The sequence below is a fragment of the Kitasatospora sp. NPDC004669 genome (genome assembly GCF_040609455.1).
Taxonomy (GTDB): domain Bacteria; phylum Actinomycetota; class Actinomycetes; order Streptomycetales; family Streptomycetaceae; genus Kitasatospora.
Genome location: NZ_JBEXKB010000068.1, coordinates 1 through 17,254, shown reverse-complemented (window position 1 = coordinate 17,254; position 17,254 = coordinate 1). Strand labels below are relative to the sequence as shown.

Genomic DNA, 17,254 nt, shown 5'->3' with positions numbered 1-17,254 from the left:
CTGGGACGGGTGGGAATAACAGAAACCTCTTGCGAAATTCTTCGACGCGTTCGAGATGCCGGGTGGCGGGCGTGCGGGGGCGCGACGGTGCGGGCACGAAGACAACGGCACAAAGATGCGGGCGCAGCGGATGCGGGCCCAGAGGTGCGCACATGAGGGTGTCGGGGAGCGCACTCGGGGGTGCGCGCTCCCCGACAGGGCGTGTCGGCGGCCACCCGGCCGGAGTCCCGGGGCCGGTGACTCCGACGGCCGTGACGGAGCGCTAGACCTGTCGGCGGGCCGTGACCAGAGCTCTGACCAGGCAGGTTTGCGCCCCGAACATGCCGGCGTCGCCCGTCACACGACGGCCGGTCCCCCCTGTTCGCCGGTCACGCGGCGGCCCCGATCCGGGCCGGTTCGACAACCGGCGCCCCGGCGGCGCCGCAGCCGCCGTGCAGCCGGGCCAGTCCGGCCGCGAGCACGGCGCGGTCCCCGGCGAGCCAGAGCCGCAGGGCGGCGGAGAGCGCGGCGCTGGCCGGCACGGCCGAGGGCCCGCCGGTGCGCGCGAGCCGCTCGCCCAGCAGCGGCAGCAGGTCCGCGACCGGGGCGGGCAGCCAGAGGGTCAGCGCGCAGGGTGCGGGCCGGGCGAGGACCCGCAGCAGCGGCAGGACGGAGGCGTCGTCGTACAGCGCCGGAACGACCTCCAGCAGGCCGTCGACCGCCACCTCGGAGACGTCGCCGCCGTGCCCGCGGGTGAGGTCCCGCAGCAGCGCCCGCTCGGCGGCGGTGATCCGGACGGTCAGCATGACCTCGTCGTCGCAGTCCATGGTCCCGGTCCCCTGTCGTGGCGTCGGTGGAGTCTTGCGTTGGTGGAATCTCTCCGATCAGTCCTGTGCCGAGGGGGTTCCTGCCCCGCTCCGGCTGTCCGACACCGGCGTTATCAGGCCGTAGTGGCCGTCGTAGCGCCGGTAGAGCACCCGGGCGCGGCCGTCGCCGGGGTCGGTGTGGCAGACGAACGGTCGGCCGGTGAGCCAGAGTCGGCGGGCCGTGTCCGCGAGATCCAGCGGGGGCGCCGGATCGGTGTCCACCGACCACAGCTGCACCGCGCCGCTCAGCGGGCAGCGCTGCACCAGGCCGTCCCGCCCGGTCGCGGCGTCCGCGAACAGGTGGAACCGCCGGTCCAGCGTCAGGAGTTCGCGCGCGGCCTGCTCGGGAGTGCGGCGGGCGAGCACGACCGTCTTGCGCCGGGCGATCCGCCGCTCGGCCAGCGGGCGGTCGGCGTACTGCGGGCGGTAGGCGCTCTCGTACACGGCGGCGAGGCCGATGTCGCCCTGCTCGCGCAGCCGGACGGCCCGGCCGGCCAGCGTGCCGAGCACCAGGTCGACGGCCTCCCGGGCGGTGCCGGTGGCCAGCTGCACCCGGACCGGGCCCGCGCCGTCCAGTTCCACACCCGCCTGGGCGAGTGCGGGCCGGGTCACCGAGCGGTCCCGGGTGCGGGTGAGCCGCAGGCGCAGCGCGTGGGCGTCGGGGCCGAGGACGGCGGCGGTGTCCTGCGCCCGGGCCCGGGCGTACTCGGCGTCCTCGCGCGGCAGCTCGCCGCGGATCTCCACCCGGACGTCGAGGGCGGGCCGGTGGCGCAGACGGGTCATCAGATTCCTCCTTCTCCGGGTACCATGCTGGCCGTCGCACGCCGGGGCGGCGAGGGTCCAAAGACCCCCCTCGGCGGGTCGCGCGGGCGTCGGCTTCCCGCAGGTCAGCCGCTTCCTCCGGAGCGGGGTCCGGACCTCGGACCGATCGACCGTTGGAGTGATCCACCGGCGTTCGGCGCAACGCCCGTGGAACCGGCGCGTTTCCCATGACATGCGCCCTCCCCGCAGTGGCGCACGCGGGGTCCGCGCTCGCCGGTCCCCGGCTCCCGGCCGGCCCGCCGGTGCCCTCCCCCGGTACCGCCCGCACCGGCCCCTGGTGAGAGGTAATGTCATGACCCTGCTGACTAATGCCATGCTGGCAGAGACGCGGAAACGGATCGTCCCCCCGAGAACCACACCACCCCCCACCCCCACGACCCGCTCGGCCGTCCCCCCGCTCGCCCCGGGAGCGGTGCCCGGCCTCGGCCACGCCGCCGCCCTGTTGCGCGACCCGCTCGGCTTCCTCGGCTCGCTGTCCCGCCACGGCGGCGTGGTCCGCATCCGGCTCGGGCCGCGCACCGTCTGCGTGGTCACCGACGCCCGACTGGTCCACACCCTGCTGGTCGCGCTCGCCTACGACTGTCCGCGCGGCGCCGTCCAGGACACCCTGAAGAGCGCCTTCGGCGACGGCCTGCTCATGTCCGAGGGACAGGCCCACCGCGACCGCCGCCGGATCATCCAGCCCGCCTTCGGCCCGGACCGGATGACCGAGTACCTGGCCGTGATGCACCAGGTCACCGAGGAACGGGCCGGACGCTGGCGGCCCGGCCAAGTCCTCGACGTGGCCAAGGAGATGAACCACCTGGCGCTGGAGATCGTCACCCGCTCGCTGTTCGACGCCAGGCTCAGCGAGGAGGCCACCCTCGCCTTCCACCGGGCGCTGCCGGACATGGTGAAGGGCCAGATCGTCCAGTCCCTCTACCCGCACCCGGCGCTCGCCAGGGTGCCGCTGCCCGTCAACAGGCGTTTCGACGCCGCCGTCCGGGTGCTCAACCGGGTGGTCGACCAGGCCGTCAACGGCCGCTCAGGCCCCGCCGGTCCGGTGCCGTCGGCGGAGCGCCGGGGCACCCTGCCGGCCCTCCTGCGGGCCGCCGTCGACCCGACCACCGGCCGTCCGCTCACCGAGGCCGACGTCCGCTCCGAGGCGATCACCATGTTCGGCGCCGGGACGGAGACCGTCTCCACCACCCTGACCTGGCTGCTGGACGAACTGCTGCGCCACCCCGAGGTCGAGGAGCGCCTGCTCGCCGAACTGGACGAGCACCTGCCCGCCGGCACCGTCCCCACCCCGGAGGCGCTCGCCCGGCTCACCTACACCCGCAGCGTCGCCCAGGAGGTGGTGCGACTGCACGCGCCCAACGCGTTCCTGATGCGCACCGCCCAGGTGCCGGTCGAGCTCGGCCCGTACCGCATCCCGGCCGGCACCGAACTGCTCTACAGCCTCACCGCGCTGCACCGCGACCCGGTGCACCACCCGGAGCCGCTCGCCTTCCGCCCCGAGCGCTGGCAGGACGGCGGCGGGGCCGGACGGCCGTCCTTCCTGCCGTTCGGGGCCGGCAAGCACAAGTGCATCGGCGAGGCCTTCGCCTGGGCCGAGCTGATCGTCGCGGCGGCGGCGATCCTGCGCCGCTGGCGGCCGGTCGCGGTGCCGGGGGCACGGGCCCGGGAGGTGGTGTGGACGACGGTCCAGGCGCAGGGGCTGCGGGTCCGGTTGGCGCCGCGCTCGGCCGCTCCGGTGGATCGCGGCGCAAGCGCTCCGGTGGATCGTGGCACGGGCGCTCCGGCAGCCGAGCGGGCGGTGACCGCGCGGGCGGAGGACGGCCGGTGCCCGTTCACGGGTGCCGCAGCGGCTCCGGCCGCCCCCGTCCGGCACCGCCCGCCCGCCGAACTGCGCGCCACCGCCGACCGGCACGCCGACTGGGCGGTCCGCCACGGCCTGCTCACCCCGGACGAGCTGCCCGGCTACCGGGCCTACGCGCTGCACGAGTTGATCGGCCATGCCTTCCCGAACACCCGCGGCAGCGACCTGGACCTGCTGGTCGACATGCTCGGCTGGTTCACCATCCTGGACGACCGCTTCGACGGCCCGCCCGGACGCCACCCCGGCGAGGCCCGCGAGTTGGTCGACCCGCTGATCACCGCCCTCGACGGCGACGCCCCCTCGGCCGCCCCCTCGGCCACCCCCGGCGGCCGGCTGCTCACCGCCTGGCGGGAGCTCTGGGACCGCCAGACCGACTCGATGTCCCCCGCCTGGCGCGCCCGGGCAGCCCGCGAGTGGCGGGCCTGTCTGGCCACCTTTCCCGCCGAGGCCGAACACCGGGCCCGCGGCACCGTCCCCGCCCTGGGGCTGAGCCTCGCGGACACCATGCGGCTTCGCCGACACGGCAGCTGCCTCTATCCGTTCATGAACATACTGGAACGGGTCCACGGCACCGACGCCCCCGCCGCCCTGCACGCGGAGCCCGCGCTGCACCGGCTGCGCGCCAACACGGCCGACGCGGCCACCCTGATCAACGACCTCTACTCACTGGAGCGGGAGGAACGCCAGAGCGCGGCCGCCTTCAACACCGTCCTCACCCTGCAACGGGTCCGCGGCTGCACCCGCAGCCGTGCCGTACGCGCAGTGCGCACCCGGGTCTCACGACTGTGGCAGGAGAACGAGGAGCTGCGCCGCGAGCTGCGCCGCCGCCACCCGGCGGGGCGCTGGTACCTGGACGGCACCCGGGAGCTGGTCGCGGGAGTCCAGGCCTGGACCAGCACCAGCGACCGCTACCTGGTGCCGGACGCCCAGCCGCGCTGAGCGTCTGCCGCGCGCTTCGGGCGGCGCGTTCGCCGACGGCTGCTACTTGCGGTCGCCGAGCGCGAACAGCAGCAGGACAAATCCGGCGAACAGGTGGGTGGCGAAGATGTAGATACCCGCGCGGATCAGCATCGCCTTGCGGCGGCGCTTCTCCTCGCTCGTGCTGTCACTGGCACTGTCGCTCATGGTGCGGCTCTCCTCGGGTCGGCCGGTCGGGTCGGGCGCGGGCGCGGACTGCGGACTCAGCGGGCTGCCCGACCGCCGGTCGCGCGCAGCTCGGTGAGCAGCGCGCCCTGGTCGGTGATCAGCTCGGTGAGGATCCGGCGCGCCGCGCGCAGCAGCTCGGCGACGTCCGGGGTGCTGAGCGCGTACACCACCGTGTTGCCCTCGCGCGTGGCCGTGACCAGCTGGGTGCGGCGCAGCACCGCGAGCTGCTGGGAGAGGTTGGACGGCTCGACCTCGATCTCCGCCAGCAGCTCGCGCACCGGTCGGGGTCCGTCCTGGAGCAGCTCCAGCACCCGGATCCGCACCGGGTGCCCGAGAGTGCGGAAGAACTCCGCCTTGGCCTGGTACAGCGGGACCGGCACAGTCCGCTCCCTCCTCGGATCCTGCTCGGTGGTCGTCCGACCGGGCGGGGTCCACGCCGCGGCCGGTAGGCATCATCGCGACAGATGAAGATTTCTTCAAGCCGTCACAGCGGGAGGTGACCCTCCCCACACCGCCGAGGATTCCGATACGGACAGGGGCCGAGCCCGGGATGCTGCCGACTCCCGGGCTCGGCAGTCACAGTGACGATGCGTCAGCAGCCTACCGGCAGATCCAGGGTGACCGGGGCCGGTCCTCGGAAGCCCCCCTCCACGGCGAAGGCGGCGTGCACGACCGACCCGCACGGGGCGGTGGCGGCGATGCCGTCCACCCGGACCGTACTGACGGCGAAAACGGTGCGCCCGGACACCGCGCCGAGCGAGTCACCGCCGACGACCTCGGCCGACAGCCGGGTGACCACCTCCTGCGGCGCCGGCGGCCACGGCGTCCCCGGCGAGGGCGGCCCGGCCAGCCCGATCTGGCCGTACAGCACGACGCTGTCGCCGGCCACATCGGCGCACACCTTGGTGGACAACCCGGCCTGCAGCCCGGACCAGCCGCAGGTCGTGACCGTGGCGGTGGCGGCCTGCGGCGGGGCGGCGAGCGCGGGCACGGGCGTCGCGAGCAGCGTGACGGCACCGGCCGCGCCCGCCGCGATGCGCATGATGCGGTTCATGGACTCCCCCTTCGGAGGGTGTGAGGAAATGAGTCAAGGACAGGTGATGCGGCACATGTGATATTTCATCTGTGCCATGACCAAGACTTTGCCATGCGATTCCAACCCCCCGACTCCAGTTCCCCCTTCGAACCATCGACGCGACCGAAAGCAGACCTTCGATGACGCGTTCCCGCGCGAACGGGCGAACGCCCGCACCACCTCGGGCGGCGCCGCGTTGAACCCGGGGTGAACCGCCTCCGCGCCACCGTCGCGGCCTTGCCCGCGCTCCTCGCCCCCGCCGCGCTCGCGGGTTGGCGGCGGGGCGCGGATCGCCCCCTGAATCAGCGCAGCTCGTCCCTCAGGGCGTCCACGCGGGTGACGGCGGCCGCGAAGGCCGCGCGGTCGAGGCGGCCGGCATCGAGGGCTGCGGCCAGGGCGGTGTTGGCGTCTTCGGCCTGCTGCGGGTCGCGGGCGGAGCAGAGCAGCAGGTCCGTGCCCGCGGAGGCGGCGGTGACGGCGCGGGTGCCGGTGTCACCGTACGGGGTGAGGGCCTCGGCTTCGAGGGCATCGGTGATGGTGACGCCGTCGAAGCCGAGACGGTCGCGGAGTTCGCCCTGGATGACGGTGGGCGAGAAACCGGCCGGGCGGTCGGGGTCGAGGGCGGGGTAGATCGCCCAGGAGGCCATCACCAGGCGGACGCCGGCGGCGATGGCGGTCCGGTACGGGGCTTCGCCGCGGGTGCGGAGTTGCGCCAGGGGGACGGGGAGGGTGACCGGGCGGGCGTCGGTGTTCTCGTCGCGGGCGGCCGAGCCGAGGCCGGGGAAGTGCTTGGCGGTGGCGGCGACGCCGAGGCCCTGCTGGGCGGTGAGGAAGGCTCTGCCCAACTCGCCCACCCGGGAGGGGTCCTGGCCGTAGGAGCGCTCGAAGTGGTCGATGAAGTTGTCCGGGGTGTCGTAGACGTCGAGCACCGGGGCGAGGTTGACGTTCAGCCCGGCGTCGTTGAGCGTCGTGGCGGCGCCGGTGCCGGAGTCCAGGGCGGCGGCGAGCGGGTCCGGGGCCGTTCCGGTGCGGCGGGCGGAGAGTTCGGGCGCTCCGGGCAGGCGGCGGACCCTGCCGCCCTCCTGGTCGGTCATCAGCAGCAGCGGGCGCGGGTGCGGCGCCTCGGCCGCTGCCTGTTTCAACTGGGCGACGGAATCGGCGAGCTGCGACGGGCTGGTGATGTTCTCGCCGAACAGGATCACCCCGGCGGCCCGCCCCTCCCGGATGGCCTGGAGCACCCCGGGCGGCGGTGTCGGCCCCGGATAGGAGAGCACGATCCGCCGCCCGGCGAGCTGACGGGAGTCCTGGTCCTGACCGGTCACCGTTGCGGTCCTTTCCATGGGAAGCCCGCCGCTACGCGTCGTCGACCCGGCCGGGACGGGCCCGAGCGCGGCCCCCAGCACCAGCAGTACCGACCCGAGCCGGGCAACACGCCGGAACGGGGCCATCACGCCTCCAGGGTGAGCAGCGGCATCCGGTCCGTCAGCGTACCCAGGGATCGGCTGTCCGGCAGCCCGGGAGAACGCCGTGGCTGCCCGCGCCGGCAGCACATAGGGTGATCGGGCGAGCCGGAGTGCACCGGCGGCTGCTGCGGCTACCTGTCCGCTGTGGTCCAGCGGATCGGCGACATCGTCATGTGGTCGGACCGGGAACTGCCCGCCGACGCGACCCGCCCATTGGAGTTCACCTTCGAGGCCGAGCAGTACGGGGCGGAACTGGCCCGGATCGAGGCCGACCCCTGGTGGCGCCCGCAGGGCTGAACGGCGGATATGTCAGTGCCGTCGGCGATGTTCTCGCCGTGACCACCCCGTACGACGGCGTTCCGTGCGCCACGTCAAGCGGATGTCTCGCCGGGCCACTGGGCTTGCAAGCCCGGCTGTCCCGCGCACCGGACCAACTCCCCCAGTGCTGCCACTCCTTCCTCGATCTCGCCCGGCGAGCGCGCCGCGTAACCGAGGACCAGGCCCGGCGGGTACGGGAGGCGGGCGTGCCAGGACAGTGGCTGCACCTTCACGCCTGCCGCCAGCGCCGCTGTGGCCAACTCGGTGTCGCTGCAGCCGAGTTCCTCCGGCAGGGTGAGCATCAGGTGCAGGCCGGCCGCCGCGCCGTGCACGGTGGCGGTGGGGAGGTGGGTGCGGATGGCGGCGATCATCGCGTCCCGGCGGCGACGGTGGCGGCGGCGCAGCAGCCGTAGGTGGCGGTCGAGTTCGCCGGATTCCATCAGCCGAGCCAGGACCAGCTGGGGCAGCACCGGGTTTCCGAGGTCGGCGAACCGCTTGGCGTCCAGGACGGCGTCGCGCAGGCGCGGGGGTACCAGCAGCCAGCCGGTACGCAGGGCAGGGGCGAGCAGTTTGGAGATGCTGCCGGCGTAGCAGACCCGGTCCTGCAGGGCGGCCCGGAGGGCGGGGACGGGCGGGCGGTCGTAGCGGTGTTCGGCGTCGTAGTCGTCCTCGATGACGAGCCCGCCTTCGCCTGCCCAGCCGAGGAGTTCGCGGCGCCGTTCGCCGCCGAGGACGACACCGCTGGGGTACTGGTGGGCGGGGGTGAGCAGGACGGCCGGGGCGCCGGTGGCGCGCAGGGCGTCGACCTGGATGCCCTCGGCGTCGACGGGGACGGGTGGGGTGGCGGCGAGCCAGTGGGCGAGGTGCTGGCGGGCGCCGAGCGAGCCCGGGTCCTCGACCGCGACCGCGGTGACGCCCGACTGCCCGAGGGCGCGGCCGAGCAGGGCGAGGGCCTGGGCGGTCCCGGCGACGACGAGCACCTCCTCGGGGTCGGCCCGGATGCCCCGATTGCGGGCGAGCCAGTGGGCGACGGCCTCACGCAGGGCGGGGGCGCCGCGTACGTCGCCGTAGCCGAGGTCGTGGGCGGCCAGTTGGTCGAGGACGGCCCGCTCGGCGCGCAGCCAGGCGGCGCGCGGGAATGCGGCGAGGTCCGGGACACCGGGGGCGAGGTCGATCCGGGCGGGGGCGCCGCGCAGATGGTCGAAGACCTCGGGGTCGGGGTCCTCGCGGAAGAGGGCGGGTGCCGGGCGGGGCCGGAGCGGGGCGGCGACGGGGGACGGGCCTGTGACCACCACCGTGCCGCCCCTGCCCCGGCCGGCGACCTGCCCGGCCTCGGCCAGTCGGCGGTAGGCGTCGGTCACCACCCCTCGGGAGACGCCGAGTTCGGCGGCGAGCACCCGGCTGGCGGGCAGTCGGCTGCCTGCCGGGAGGCGTCCGTCGGCGACGGCCTCGCGCAGTCGCCGGGCGAGCCAGTCGGTGAGGCCGCCGGGCGGGGCGTCGGCGGCGTCGAGCTGGAGGAAGTCGGCGCCGAGCTCTTTGGACCTGTCGACTGCCTCGTCTTTGGACCTGTTCACCGATCCATAGTGGCGCGAGGGTTGGGCCATGACCACTGGAACGAGCACCCACCGAACGAGCGCCCACCCCGGCCCCTACGTCCACGGCTACTCGGAGACCGAGGCGCAGCGCCTCGGCGACCAGGCCGACACCCTCGCCGAGCTGCTGCACGCGGACACGGTGTACCCGCCGGGCAGCCGGCTGCTGGAGGCGGGCTGCGGGGTGGGGGCGCAGACGGTGCACCTGCTGGCCGCCAGCCCCGGGGTGCTGCTGACGGCGGCGGACCTCTCGGCGGACTCGCTGGCGCAGGCCCGGTCCCGGGTGGCAGCCCAGGCGCCCACCGCGCAGGTCGCCTGGCACCACGGCGACCTGCACCGACTGCCCTTCCCCGACGGCGCGTTCGACCATGTCTTCCTGTGCTTCGTACTGGAGCACCTGCCCGACCCGGCGGCCGGTCTGGTGGCGCTGCGCCGGGTGCTGCGGCCGGGCGGGACGATCACGGTGATCGAGGGCGACCACGGCTCGGCCTTCTTCCACCCGGAGAGCCCGGCGGCCCGCCGTACGGTCGACCATCTGGTCCGGCTCCAGGCGGGGGCGGGCGGCGACGCTCTGATCGGGCGCCGGCTGTACCCGCTGCTGACGGCCGCCGGGTTCGCGGAGGTGGCGGTCCGCCCGCGGACGGTCTCCGCGGACGGCGGTCGCCCGGCGCTGGTGGAGGGCTTCACCCTGCGGACCTTCGTCGCGATGGTGGAGGCCGTCCGGTCGGAGGCGCTGGCAGCCGGGCTGACCACCCCGGAGGCCTTCGACCGCGGCATGGCGGAGCTGCGCCGCGTGGCCGAACCGGGCGGGACGTTCCACTACACCTTCTTCAAGGCGGTGGCGGTCAACCCGTAGCCGGATCCGTCCGCGGGGTCGGCCCGTGCCGCAGGAGGCCGAGTTCCACCATGCGATCCGTGATCACGTCCATACAGGCGGGGATGCCGGGCACCGGCTCCGGTGACGCGTCGCGGATCGCCTTGATCGCGTACACATTGCGCGAGGCGGTGAGGTGCTCGTCCACCGTGCGCCGGGTCTCGGCGGACAGGGCCTGCCAGATCGGGTCGTCCATGGCCGCCATCCAAGGGGAGGGCGGCCGGGCCCGACAAACGATTAATCGGACGGTCAGCCCGAGCTGTCCCCGAGGTCGACCAGCAGCGCGCGCATGGCGTCGACCAGGGCGGCCCTGCGACCGTCGTCCAGGCCGGCCAGCATGCGGTGCTCGTTGGCGACGTGGTCGGGCAGGGCGCGGTCGATCAGGGTGTGGCCCTCGGGGGTGAGCTCGACGTCACGGCTGCGGCCGTCCTGGTCGCTGCGGGTCCGGGTGACCAGGCCGCGGGCCTCCAGGCGGTCCAGGCGCTGGGTGATGGCGCCGGAGGTGACCATGGCGGACTGCATCAGGCCGGTGGGGGTGAGGCGGTAGGGCGGTCCGCTGCGCTTGAGGGTGGCGAGGACGTCGAAGGAGGCCGCGTCCAGGCCGTGCTCGGCGAAGGTGCGGTTGAGCTCCGCGTCCACCAGGCGGTAGAGGCGCTTGAGCCGGCCGAACACCTCCATCGGGGAGACGTCCAGGCCGGGCCGTTCGGCGGCCCATTGCGCGACTACGCGGTCCACATGATCTGCCACGGATTCAGGGTAGGGGATGCCCGCGAAATTCCTTAGCAGTGAGGTAACTGTGAGCCACGTCACCGTCGGAACCCGATGGATGATGCCTTAGCGCTGAGATACATTGGCTTAGTGCTAAGAAATCGCCTCGCCATCGTGCTGGTGACGGCCCTGGCCCCCGCCATCTGGGGGACGACCTACCTCGTCACCACCGAAATGCTCCCGCCCCACCGCCCGCTGCTGGCCGCCGTCATCCGCTGCCTGCCCGCCGGACTGCTGCTGATCGCCCTCACCCGCACCCTGCCCAAGGGCGACTGGTGGTGGCGAGCGCTGATCCTCGGCGCTCTGAACATCGGCGGCTTCCAGGCCCTACTGTTCATCGCCGCCTACCGCCTGCCCGGCGGCATCGCGGCCACCGTCGGCGCCGTCCAACCGCTGATCACCGCCGCACTCTCGGCCGCGCTGCTCGGCGACCGGCTCACCCTGCGCACCGTGCTGTCCGGCATCGCCGGCGTGGCGGGCGTCAGCCTGCTGGTGCTGCGCGCCAACGCCCGGCTGGACGCGATCGGCGTGGTCGCCGCGCTCGGCGGCGCGGTGGTGATGGCCTTCGGTGTCGTCCTCTCCAAGCGCTGGGTCTCCCCCGCGCCGCTGCTCGCCACCACCGGCTGGCAGCTCACCGCCGGCGGCCTGCTGCTGGTGCCGGTCACCCTGCTGACCGAGGGCGCCCCGCCCACCCACTACACCTCCGACAACGTGCTCGGTTACGCCTACCTCTGCCTGATCGGCGCGGCCCTCACCTACGCGATGTGGTTCCGGGGACTGCGCGCCCTGCCGCCCACCTCGCTCTCCTTCCTCTCCCTGCTCAGCCCGGTGGTCGCCACCGTGACCGGCTGGCTGGCGCTCGACCAGGACCTCAGCCCGCTTCAGGCGCTCGGCGCGGTCGTCGTGCTCGGCTCGCTGATCGTCGCCCAGACCCAGCGGCCCCGCCCCACCGACCCGGCCCCTGCCGCGCGGCAGGCGCTCAGCACGCCGCCGGTGCGCGAGACGGCCTGACCCCGTGCCCCCTGAAGATCCCGAAGTCCCGTCCACGTTCCGTCTGAGTTCCGTCCGAGGAGAAACCTTCATGCGCATCACCGTGTTCGGCGCCACCGGCAACGTCGGCAGCCGCGTCGTGGCCGAGGCGCTCGCCCGCGGCCACGAGGTCACCGCCGTCGTACGGGACCCGGCCAAGCCGCACGCCCTGCCGTCCACCGTCGCCCTCGCGGTCGGCGACGCCCGGGACCCCGGGGACGTCACCCGGCTCGCCGCCGGGCAGGACCTGGTGATCACCGCCACCCGGCCCGCACCCGGCAGCGAGCCCGAGCTGGTCGCCGCCACCCGGGGCCTGCTGGACGGCCTGGCCGGTACGGGCGTGCGCCTGATCGCGATCGGCGGCGCGGGCAGCCTGACCGTCCCCGGCACCGACGGCACCGTCCTGGTGGAGTCCCCCGGTTTCCCTGACGAGATCCGCCCGATCGCGCTGGCCTGCGGCGAGCAACTGGACCTCTACCGCGCGGACGAGAAGGTCGACTGGACCTACCTGAGCCCGGCCGCCCTGCTCGAACCCGGCGTACGCACCGGCCGCTTCCGGCTCGGCCGGGACGAGCTGCTGGTCGACGCCGAGGGCAACTCGGCGATCTCCATGGAGGACCTCGCCGTCGCGCTGCTCGACGAGGCCGAGAAGCCCGCCCACCGGCGCGCCCGCTTCACCGCCGGGTACTGAGACACCGCGCACCGGGAACACCGTGACTGCTGGATGCACCCCCGTCGGGGGTGTATCCAGCACCACCCCGAAGACGGTGTCCAGCCTCATCGCCCGTCAGGTGAAGTGTCGGACAGGATCTTTGCCCGTGAACACCACCGCAATCCGCACCCGCCGCGCAGCCGTCGCCACCGCAGTCCTCGCCGCCCTCGCCCTGCCCACCGCGGCGAACGCCGACTCCGGCCGCGACGCCGGCGAGCCCGTGCCCGCCCGCTACGCCCGCCAGGTGCTCGACTGGCAGCCCTGCGCGGGGCAGCCTGCGCTCGAGTGCGCCACCATGGCCGTACCGCGCGACTGGCACCACCCCGGTGTCGGGGCCGACCTCTCCATCGCCGTCTCCCGGCACCGGGTCGCCGACCCGGCGCGCCGGAAGGGGACGCTGATGGAGGCGGCGGGCGGCCCGGGCGGGCAGGGCCTGCTACGGCCGATGGACCTGGCCCAAGGCGCCCCCGCGGTGGCCGCCGCGTACGACATCGTCAGCTTCGACCAGCGCGGCGTCGGCCGCAGCACCCACGCCCAGTGCCAGAGCCCGGAGGACTTCCAGGAGTTCCTGGCCGGGGACTACCGCGACCAGTCCCCCGAAGCGATCGACCGGGTCATCGCCAACTCGCAGAAGCTGGTCGCGAGTTGCGAGGAACACAGCGGGGACTTGCTGCCCTACCTGACCACCGAGCAGACCGTCCGCGACATGGACCTGTACCGCTCGCTGCTCGGCGAGAAGAAAATCAGCTACTACGGCGCCTCCTACGCGACCATGATCGGCGCCTACTACGGGACGCTCTTCCCGCACCGGGTCGAACGGATGGTGCTGGACAGCAACATCGGCTTCGAGGGCAGCTGGGAGCACTTCGAGACGGGCCAGCCGATGAGCTTCCAGCGCCGGTTCGAGGAGGACTTCCTGCCCTGGATGGCGGCCCGGGACGCCACCTACCACTGGGGTTCGACCCCGGAGGAGGTCAAGGCGCACTGGGAGCAGCGCCGCGCCGCCCTGCACGACCGGCCCATCGCCGACGGCTCGCTGACGCTCGGCCCGAACCGGCTGGACAACGGCACGATCAACGCGATCTACAGCGAGAAGGCCTTCCCGGTCCTCGCCCGCGCCCTGACCGCCCTGGACGACTGGCAGAGCGCCGATCCCGCCGCCAAGCAGACGGCCCGCCAGCTGTTCGGCCAGTACCTGAGTCCGGAGTTCCTCGCCGAGTACTTCTCGGTCACCTGCGGCGACACCCCGTGGACCAGGGACCTGGACACCTGGATCGAGCGCGGCGCGGAGAACACCGCCCGGTACCCGCTGCTCGGTGCCCGTACGCTGGCCTTCAGCGCGGTCTGCGCGTCCTGGCCGACCGGCCCGGCACCGAAGGTCAAGGTCACCGGCGCCCACCTGCCGCCGGTGCTGATGCTCAACTCGCTGCACGACCCGGCCACTTACTACGAGGCGGCGCTCGGCGCCCACCGCGCGCTGCGCGGCTCGAAGCTGGTCACCGTCACCGGGAACGGCAACCACGGCCAGTACCCGGGGTCCGACCCCTGCGTCACGAACACCGTCGAGCGCTACCTGCTGGACGGCCAGGCGCCCGAGCACGACCTCACCTGCCCGGCCCCGCAGGCTGGTTGATCCGCCGAGCGGTCAACTCCTGGAGCGCGACCCGAGCTTGGTCCGAAGCCAGGCGGCGGCGACGGCCAGCCCGGCGAAACCGCCGACGGCCAGCTTGATCCCGGCCTTGGCGACGATCCAGCCGACTCCGGGAACGGCCCAGCCCAGCCAGTGGAACATCGCCAGCAGCACCGCGCAGCCGCAGACGGCGGCCAACGCGGCGGCTCCCACGGCGGCGGCCCGCGACAACTCGCGCGGGCCGTCGCCGGCCGTGACGTCCGAAGTGGCGCCCCCTGCAGCGCCGTTGACTGATTCGCCCGCCATGCCGCCATTGACCATGCCGTTCGTACCCCCATCACCCATGCGGCCGATGATACGTCCTAGGACCGCAGGGCACAGGCCCCGGACAGTGGGCGCGGACACGGGGTTCGGAGCGCAGGGCCCGGAGCTCGGGCCCTTGGAACGAGGCGGAACTCAACGGCAGGAGTGGTGGGTGTCCCCGAGGTGCTCGCCGGTCTCGTCGTCGGGGAAGCTGACGGCCATGGTGACCCGGTACTCGTGGACGTCGTCGCGGTGCCCCGGCACCCGGGCCCAGGCCAGCGAGTGCACCTCGGCCTCCGGGGCCTGGCGGCACCAGGCGGCCGCCTCCTCCAGAGCGCGGGCGGCCGAACGGCCGGTGCACACCACAGCAGTGTAGGCGGCGACCGCGACGTCCCCGCCTGCGGTACGGCCGGACCGCGACACCGCCCGGACGGCGGCGGCGGCCCGGGTCAGGTCACGGGCCAGGTCGCCCACCACCCGAGGAGGCGCCGGCAGGACAACCGCTCCCCCGACGACGGTCTCCGGCAGGTTCGCACTCACGGCTTCGGCCTCCATCCGCATGGTCACGCGGCACAGCATGCCGGACGGGATTTCCTGGCATGCCCACTTTCACCTGAACGTCATCCTTCCAGGGCCGAGTTAGGGACGCCCCCTGGTGCCGATCGGCCCGTCCTGCTAGGGCCTGTCCGGCGGATGTTGTCGGATCAGACCGCGGCGGCTGAGTGCGTGCATCGCAAGGCGGAGGAAGGAGTCCATGCGGAGCATCGGCGACTGACGACAACGCGGCGAGGTGCGTGCTCAGGCGTCGCGGGCCCGGCAAGATCCGCCGGACAGGCCCCAGGAGCCGCCGGGTCCGGCGCCGAACATCAGGGCAGGTCGGAGTGGTCGGCCGCGGGCGCCGCCGGGGAGCCCGACGTGACGCCCACGCACCACCCCCGCGCTTCGAACGCCGCCCCGACCGCCGGGGCGCCCGGGCCCAATTGTTGGACTTCCGGTCAACTCCCGTCAGCCGGACGGCAGATCAGCTGTGCAGCGGCCTCCGACGTGAAGGTTCGGACCCGATCGACCCTCGCTGAGGTGCCACGTTCACCCCTCGGTGAACGCCGGGCCGCCACCCGGCCATCCTGTTCCTGTCAGATCGTCGTGATACTAATCGTCGCGGCGACGGGTGCCGTCGGCCGACGGGCGGGCACGATGACGATGGCTCAGCCGTTCCGGGATGGTCCGGACGGCGACGGGGAGGGGCAGCAGATGGTGGCGAGGTTCGGCAGCGCCCAGGGCGGGCGGAAGGTACGGCTCGGCAAGCGGGTCACGGGGACGGCGGCGACGCTCGCGGCGCTGGCCGCGCTGACCGGCTCTCAGGTGTCGGGCCTCGGGCTCGCCCCGGCCGCCGCCGACCCCAACCCGGCGCAGGGCAGCACCACCGCACAAGGCACCGGCGGGTCCGACACCCCCGCCTCCCCGTTCGACGCCCCGACCGCCGCCGCCCCCGGCAACGGCCGCCCGGTCGACGGCGGTGGCACCGTCCAACTGCCCCAGCCACCCGGCACGCTGCCCGGCCTGCCCTCGGCCGGCCCGTTCACGGCCACCGGGGCCTCGCTGCCCGCCACCGTCTTCGCCGCCTATCAGCAGGCCGAGTCCTCGCTCGCGCAGCGCACGCCCGGCTGCCACCTGCCGTGGCAGCTGCTGGCGGCGATCGGTCAGGTCGAGTCCGGCCAGGCCAACGGCGGCCAGGTGGACGCGGCGGGCACCACCCTGACCCCGATCCTCGGCCCGGTGCTGGACGGCACCCAAGGCTTCGCCGCGATACCGAGCAGTGACGGCACCTCGCGCTGGGACCGCGCGGTCGGCCCGATGCAGTTCATCTCGTCCACCTGGGCCGCCTGGGGCGTGGACGCCACCGGAAAGGGCAAGGCCGACCCCAACAACATCTTCGACGCCGCCGAGACCGCCGCCCGCTACCTGTGCGCCGACGGCCGCGACCTCTCCGACCCGGCCCAGCTCGACCGGGCGATCCTCAGCTACAACAACTCCACCGAGTACCTGCGGACGGTCCGCAACTGGATGGCCCACTACGGCAGCGGCCTGGTGGCCACCGTCCCGGACCGCCCCGGCAGTTCGACCGTGCCGGGCACGCTGCCCATGCCGTACCTCCCGCCGACCGATACCAGGGGCGGCAGCACCATCGGCGGCAGCACGACGGGTACCGGCACCACCACGAGCCCGACGCCGAGCACCCGGCCGACCACGCCCGCCCCCGGGCCGCAGCCGACCACGCCTGCGGTGACGCCGACTCAAACGACGTCCCCGCAGCCGACCACCACCCCGACGCCCAGTGGCTCGCCGTCGCCCTCCGCGAGCACCTCGGCCACCCCGACCGGCACCCCGACCGGCACCCCGTCCCCGACGGCCACCCCGACCGGCACCCCGTCCCCGACGGCCACCCCGACCGGCACCCCGTCCCCGACGGCCACCCCCACGGGTACGCCGACCGGCAGCCCGACGGGTACACCCACCTCCTGCCCGAGCCCGACGGCCACCGCGACGCCGACCGGCACCCCGTCCCCGACGGCGACCCCGAGCGGTACGCCGACCGGTACGCCCACGGCCACGCCGTCCGGCTCGCCCACCACCCCCGGCTGCCCGACTCCCACGCCGACCGGCACCCCGAGCTCCACTCCGAGCGGCGCCCCCAGCACCACCCCGTCCGCCGGGCCGAGCAGCACGCCGAGCGCCTCGCTCTCGCCCTCGGCGGCCCCGACGAAGAGGTAACGCGGCCGGTCGGACGCCCCCGGCGGCAGGACGGCCCAACGGCC

Annotated in this window: 18 protein-coding genes; 7 read left to right on the top strand and 11 right to left on the bottom strand. The window is 74.1% G+C overall.

What is annotated here, in order from left to right; genetic code table 11:
- Positions 1-368: 368 nt before the first annotated feature.
- A complete protein-coding gene (locus tag ABZW30_RS37480) occupies positions 369-806 on the bottom strand; it encodes a hypothetical protein (RefSeq protein ID WP_355675751.1) in 438 nt (145 codons plus the stop codon).
- A 57-nt stretch (positions 807-863) separates the two neighbouring features.
- Positions 864-1,628 (bottom strand): sigma 54 modulation/S30EA ribosomal C-terminal domain-containing protein, encoded by a 765-nt coding sequence (locus tag ABZW30_RS37475; protein WP_355675750.1) that lies wholly within the window; start codon positions 1,626-1,628, stop codon positions 864-866.
- Positions 1,629-1,959: 331 nt separating this feature from the next.
- Between ABZW30_RS37475 and ABZW30_RS37470 the strand changes: the two genes are divergently transcribed.
- Positions 1,960-4,467, top strand: a complete 2,508-nt coding sequence (locus ABZW30_RS37470; RefSeq protein WP_355675749.1) for a cytochrome P450 — start codon at positions 1,960-1,962, stop codon at positions 4,465-4,467.
- 42 nt (positions 4,468-4,509) lie between these two features.
- Here the strand turns inward: ABZW30_RS37470 and ABZW30_RS37465 are convergent, their stop codons facing one another.
- The 4 genes from ABZW30_RS37465 to ABZW30_RS37450 form a co-directional block, all read right to left on the bottom strand.
- On the bottom strand, positions 4,510-4,653 hold the full coding sequence (locus tag ABZW30_RS37465; protein ID WP_355675748.1) for a DUF6126 family protein: 144 nt from the start codon (positions 4,651-4,653) through the stop codon (positions 4,510-4,512).
- Between the two features lie 56 nt (positions 4,654-4,709).
- The gene (locus tag ABZW30_RS37460; RefSeq protein ID WP_355675747.1) at positions 4,710-5,054 is read right to left on the bottom strand and encodes a metalloregulator ArsR/SmtB family transcription factor; all 345 of its coding nucleotides are present in this window, start codon (positions 5,052-5,054) and stop codon (positions 4,710-4,712) included.
- Positions 5,055-5,266: 212 nt separating this feature from the next.
- A complete protein-coding gene (locus ABZW30_RS37455; RefSeq protein WP_355675746.1) occupies positions 5,267-5,728 on the bottom strand; it encodes a hypothetical protein in 462 nt (153 codons plus the stop codon).
- 323 nt (positions 5,729-6,051) lie between these two features.
- Complete coding sequence (locus tag ABZW30_RS37450) at positions 6,052-7,071, bottom strand: glycoside hydrolase family 3 N-terminal domain-containing protein (protein WP_355675745.1); 1,020 nt, start codon at positions 7,069-7,071, stop codon at positions 6,052-6,054.
- Between the two features lie 285 nt (positions 7,072-7,356).
- On the opposite strand from ABZW30_RS37450, the gene ABZW30_RS37445 reads away from it, so the two are divergent.
- Complete coding sequence (locus ABZW30_RS37445) at positions 7,357-7,509, top strand: hypothetical protein (RefSeq protein ID WP_355675744.1); 153 nt, start codon at positions 7,357-7,359, stop codon at positions 7,507-7,509.
- Between the two features lie 74 nt (positions 7,510-7,583).
- On the opposite strand, the gene ABZW30_RS37440 is transcribed toward ABZW30_RS37445, so the two are convergent.
- A complete protein-coding gene (locus tag ABZW30_RS37440; RefSeq protein ID WP_355675743.1) occupies positions 7,584-9,104 on the bottom strand; it encodes a PLP-dependent aminotransferase family protein in 1,521 nt (506 codons plus the stop codon).
- 28 nt (positions 9,105-9,132) lie between these two features.
- Between ABZW30_RS37440 and ABZW30_RS37435 the strand changes: the two genes are divergently transcribed.
- Complete coding sequence (locus ABZW30_RS37435) at positions 9,133-9,978, top strand: methyltransferase domain-containing protein (protein ID WP_355675742.1); 846 nt, start codon at positions 9,133-9,135, stop codon at positions 9,976-9,978.
- On the opposite strand, the gene ABZW30_RS37430 is transcribed toward ABZW30_RS37435, so the two are convergent.
- Together ABZW30_RS37430 and ABZW30_RS37425 are read right to left on the bottom strand one after the other, a co-directional pair.
- Complete coding sequence (locus ABZW30_RS37430; RefSeq protein WP_355675741.1) at positions 9,968-10,192, bottom strand: hypothetical protein; 225 nt, start codon at positions 10,190-10,192, stop codon at positions 9,968-9,970. The genes ABZW30_RS37435 and ABZW30_RS37430 overlap by 11 nt on opposite strands.
- 53 nt (positions 10,193-10,245) lie before the next feature.
- Entirely contained in the window at positions 10,246-10,743 is a 498-nt protein-coding gene (locus tag ABZW30_RS37425; protein ID WP_355675740.1) for a MarR family transcriptional regulator, read from the bottom strand.
- A 111-nt stretch (positions 10,744-10,854) separates the two neighbouring features.
- Here ABZW30_RS37425 and ABZW30_RS37420 point away from each other — a divergent pair, with 111 nt between their 5' ends.
- The 3 genes from ABZW30_RS37420 (at position 10,855) to ABZW30_RS37410 (ending at position 14,138) form a co-directional block, all read left to right on the top strand.
- Positions 10,855-11,775, top strand: a complete 921-nt coding sequence (locus ABZW30_RS37420) for an EamA family transporter (RefSeq protein ID WP_355675739.1) — start codon at positions 10,855-10,857, stop codon at positions 11,773-11,775.
- Positions 11,776-11,845: 70 nt separating this feature from the next.
- Positions 11,846-12,484: an NAD(P)H-binding protein gene (locus ABZW30_RS37415; protein WP_355675738.1), complete on the top strand. Its 639-nt coding sequence runs from the start codon at positions 11,846-11,848 to the stop codon at positions 12,482-12,484.
- Positions 12,485-12,611: 127 nt separating this feature from the next.
- Entirely contained in the window at positions 12,612-14,138 is a 1,527-nt protein-coding gene (locus ABZW30_RS37410; RefSeq protein ID WP_355675737.1) for an alpha/beta hydrolase, read from the top strand.
- 12 nt (positions 14,139-14,150) lie between these two features.
- On the opposite strand, the gene ABZW30_RS37405 is transcribed toward ABZW30_RS37410, so the two are convergent.
- Both ABZW30_RS37405 and ABZW30_RS37400 read right to left on the bottom strand, forming a co-directional pair.
- Positions 14,151-14,480: a hypothetical protein gene (locus ABZW30_RS37405; protein WP_355675736.1), complete on the bottom strand. Its 330-nt coding sequence runs from the start codon at positions 14,478-14,480 to the stop codon at positions 14,151-14,153.
- A gap of 111 nt (positions 14,481-14,591) precedes the next feature.
- Entirely contained in the window at positions 14,592-15,005 is a 414-nt protein-coding gene (locus ABZW30_RS37400; RefSeq protein WP_355675735.1) for a hypothetical protein, read from the bottom strand.
- 627 nt (positions 15,006-15,632) lie between these two features.
- On the opposite strand from ABZW30_RS37400, the gene ABZW30_RS37395 reads away from it, so the two are divergent.
- Positions 15,633-17,210 (top strand): lytic transglycosylase domain-containing protein, encoded by a 1,578-nt coding sequence (locus ABZW30_RS37395; protein ID WP_355675734.1) that lies wholly within the window; start codon positions 15,633-15,635, stop codon positions 17,208-17,210.
- Positions 17,211-17,254: the final 44 nt, after the last annotated feature.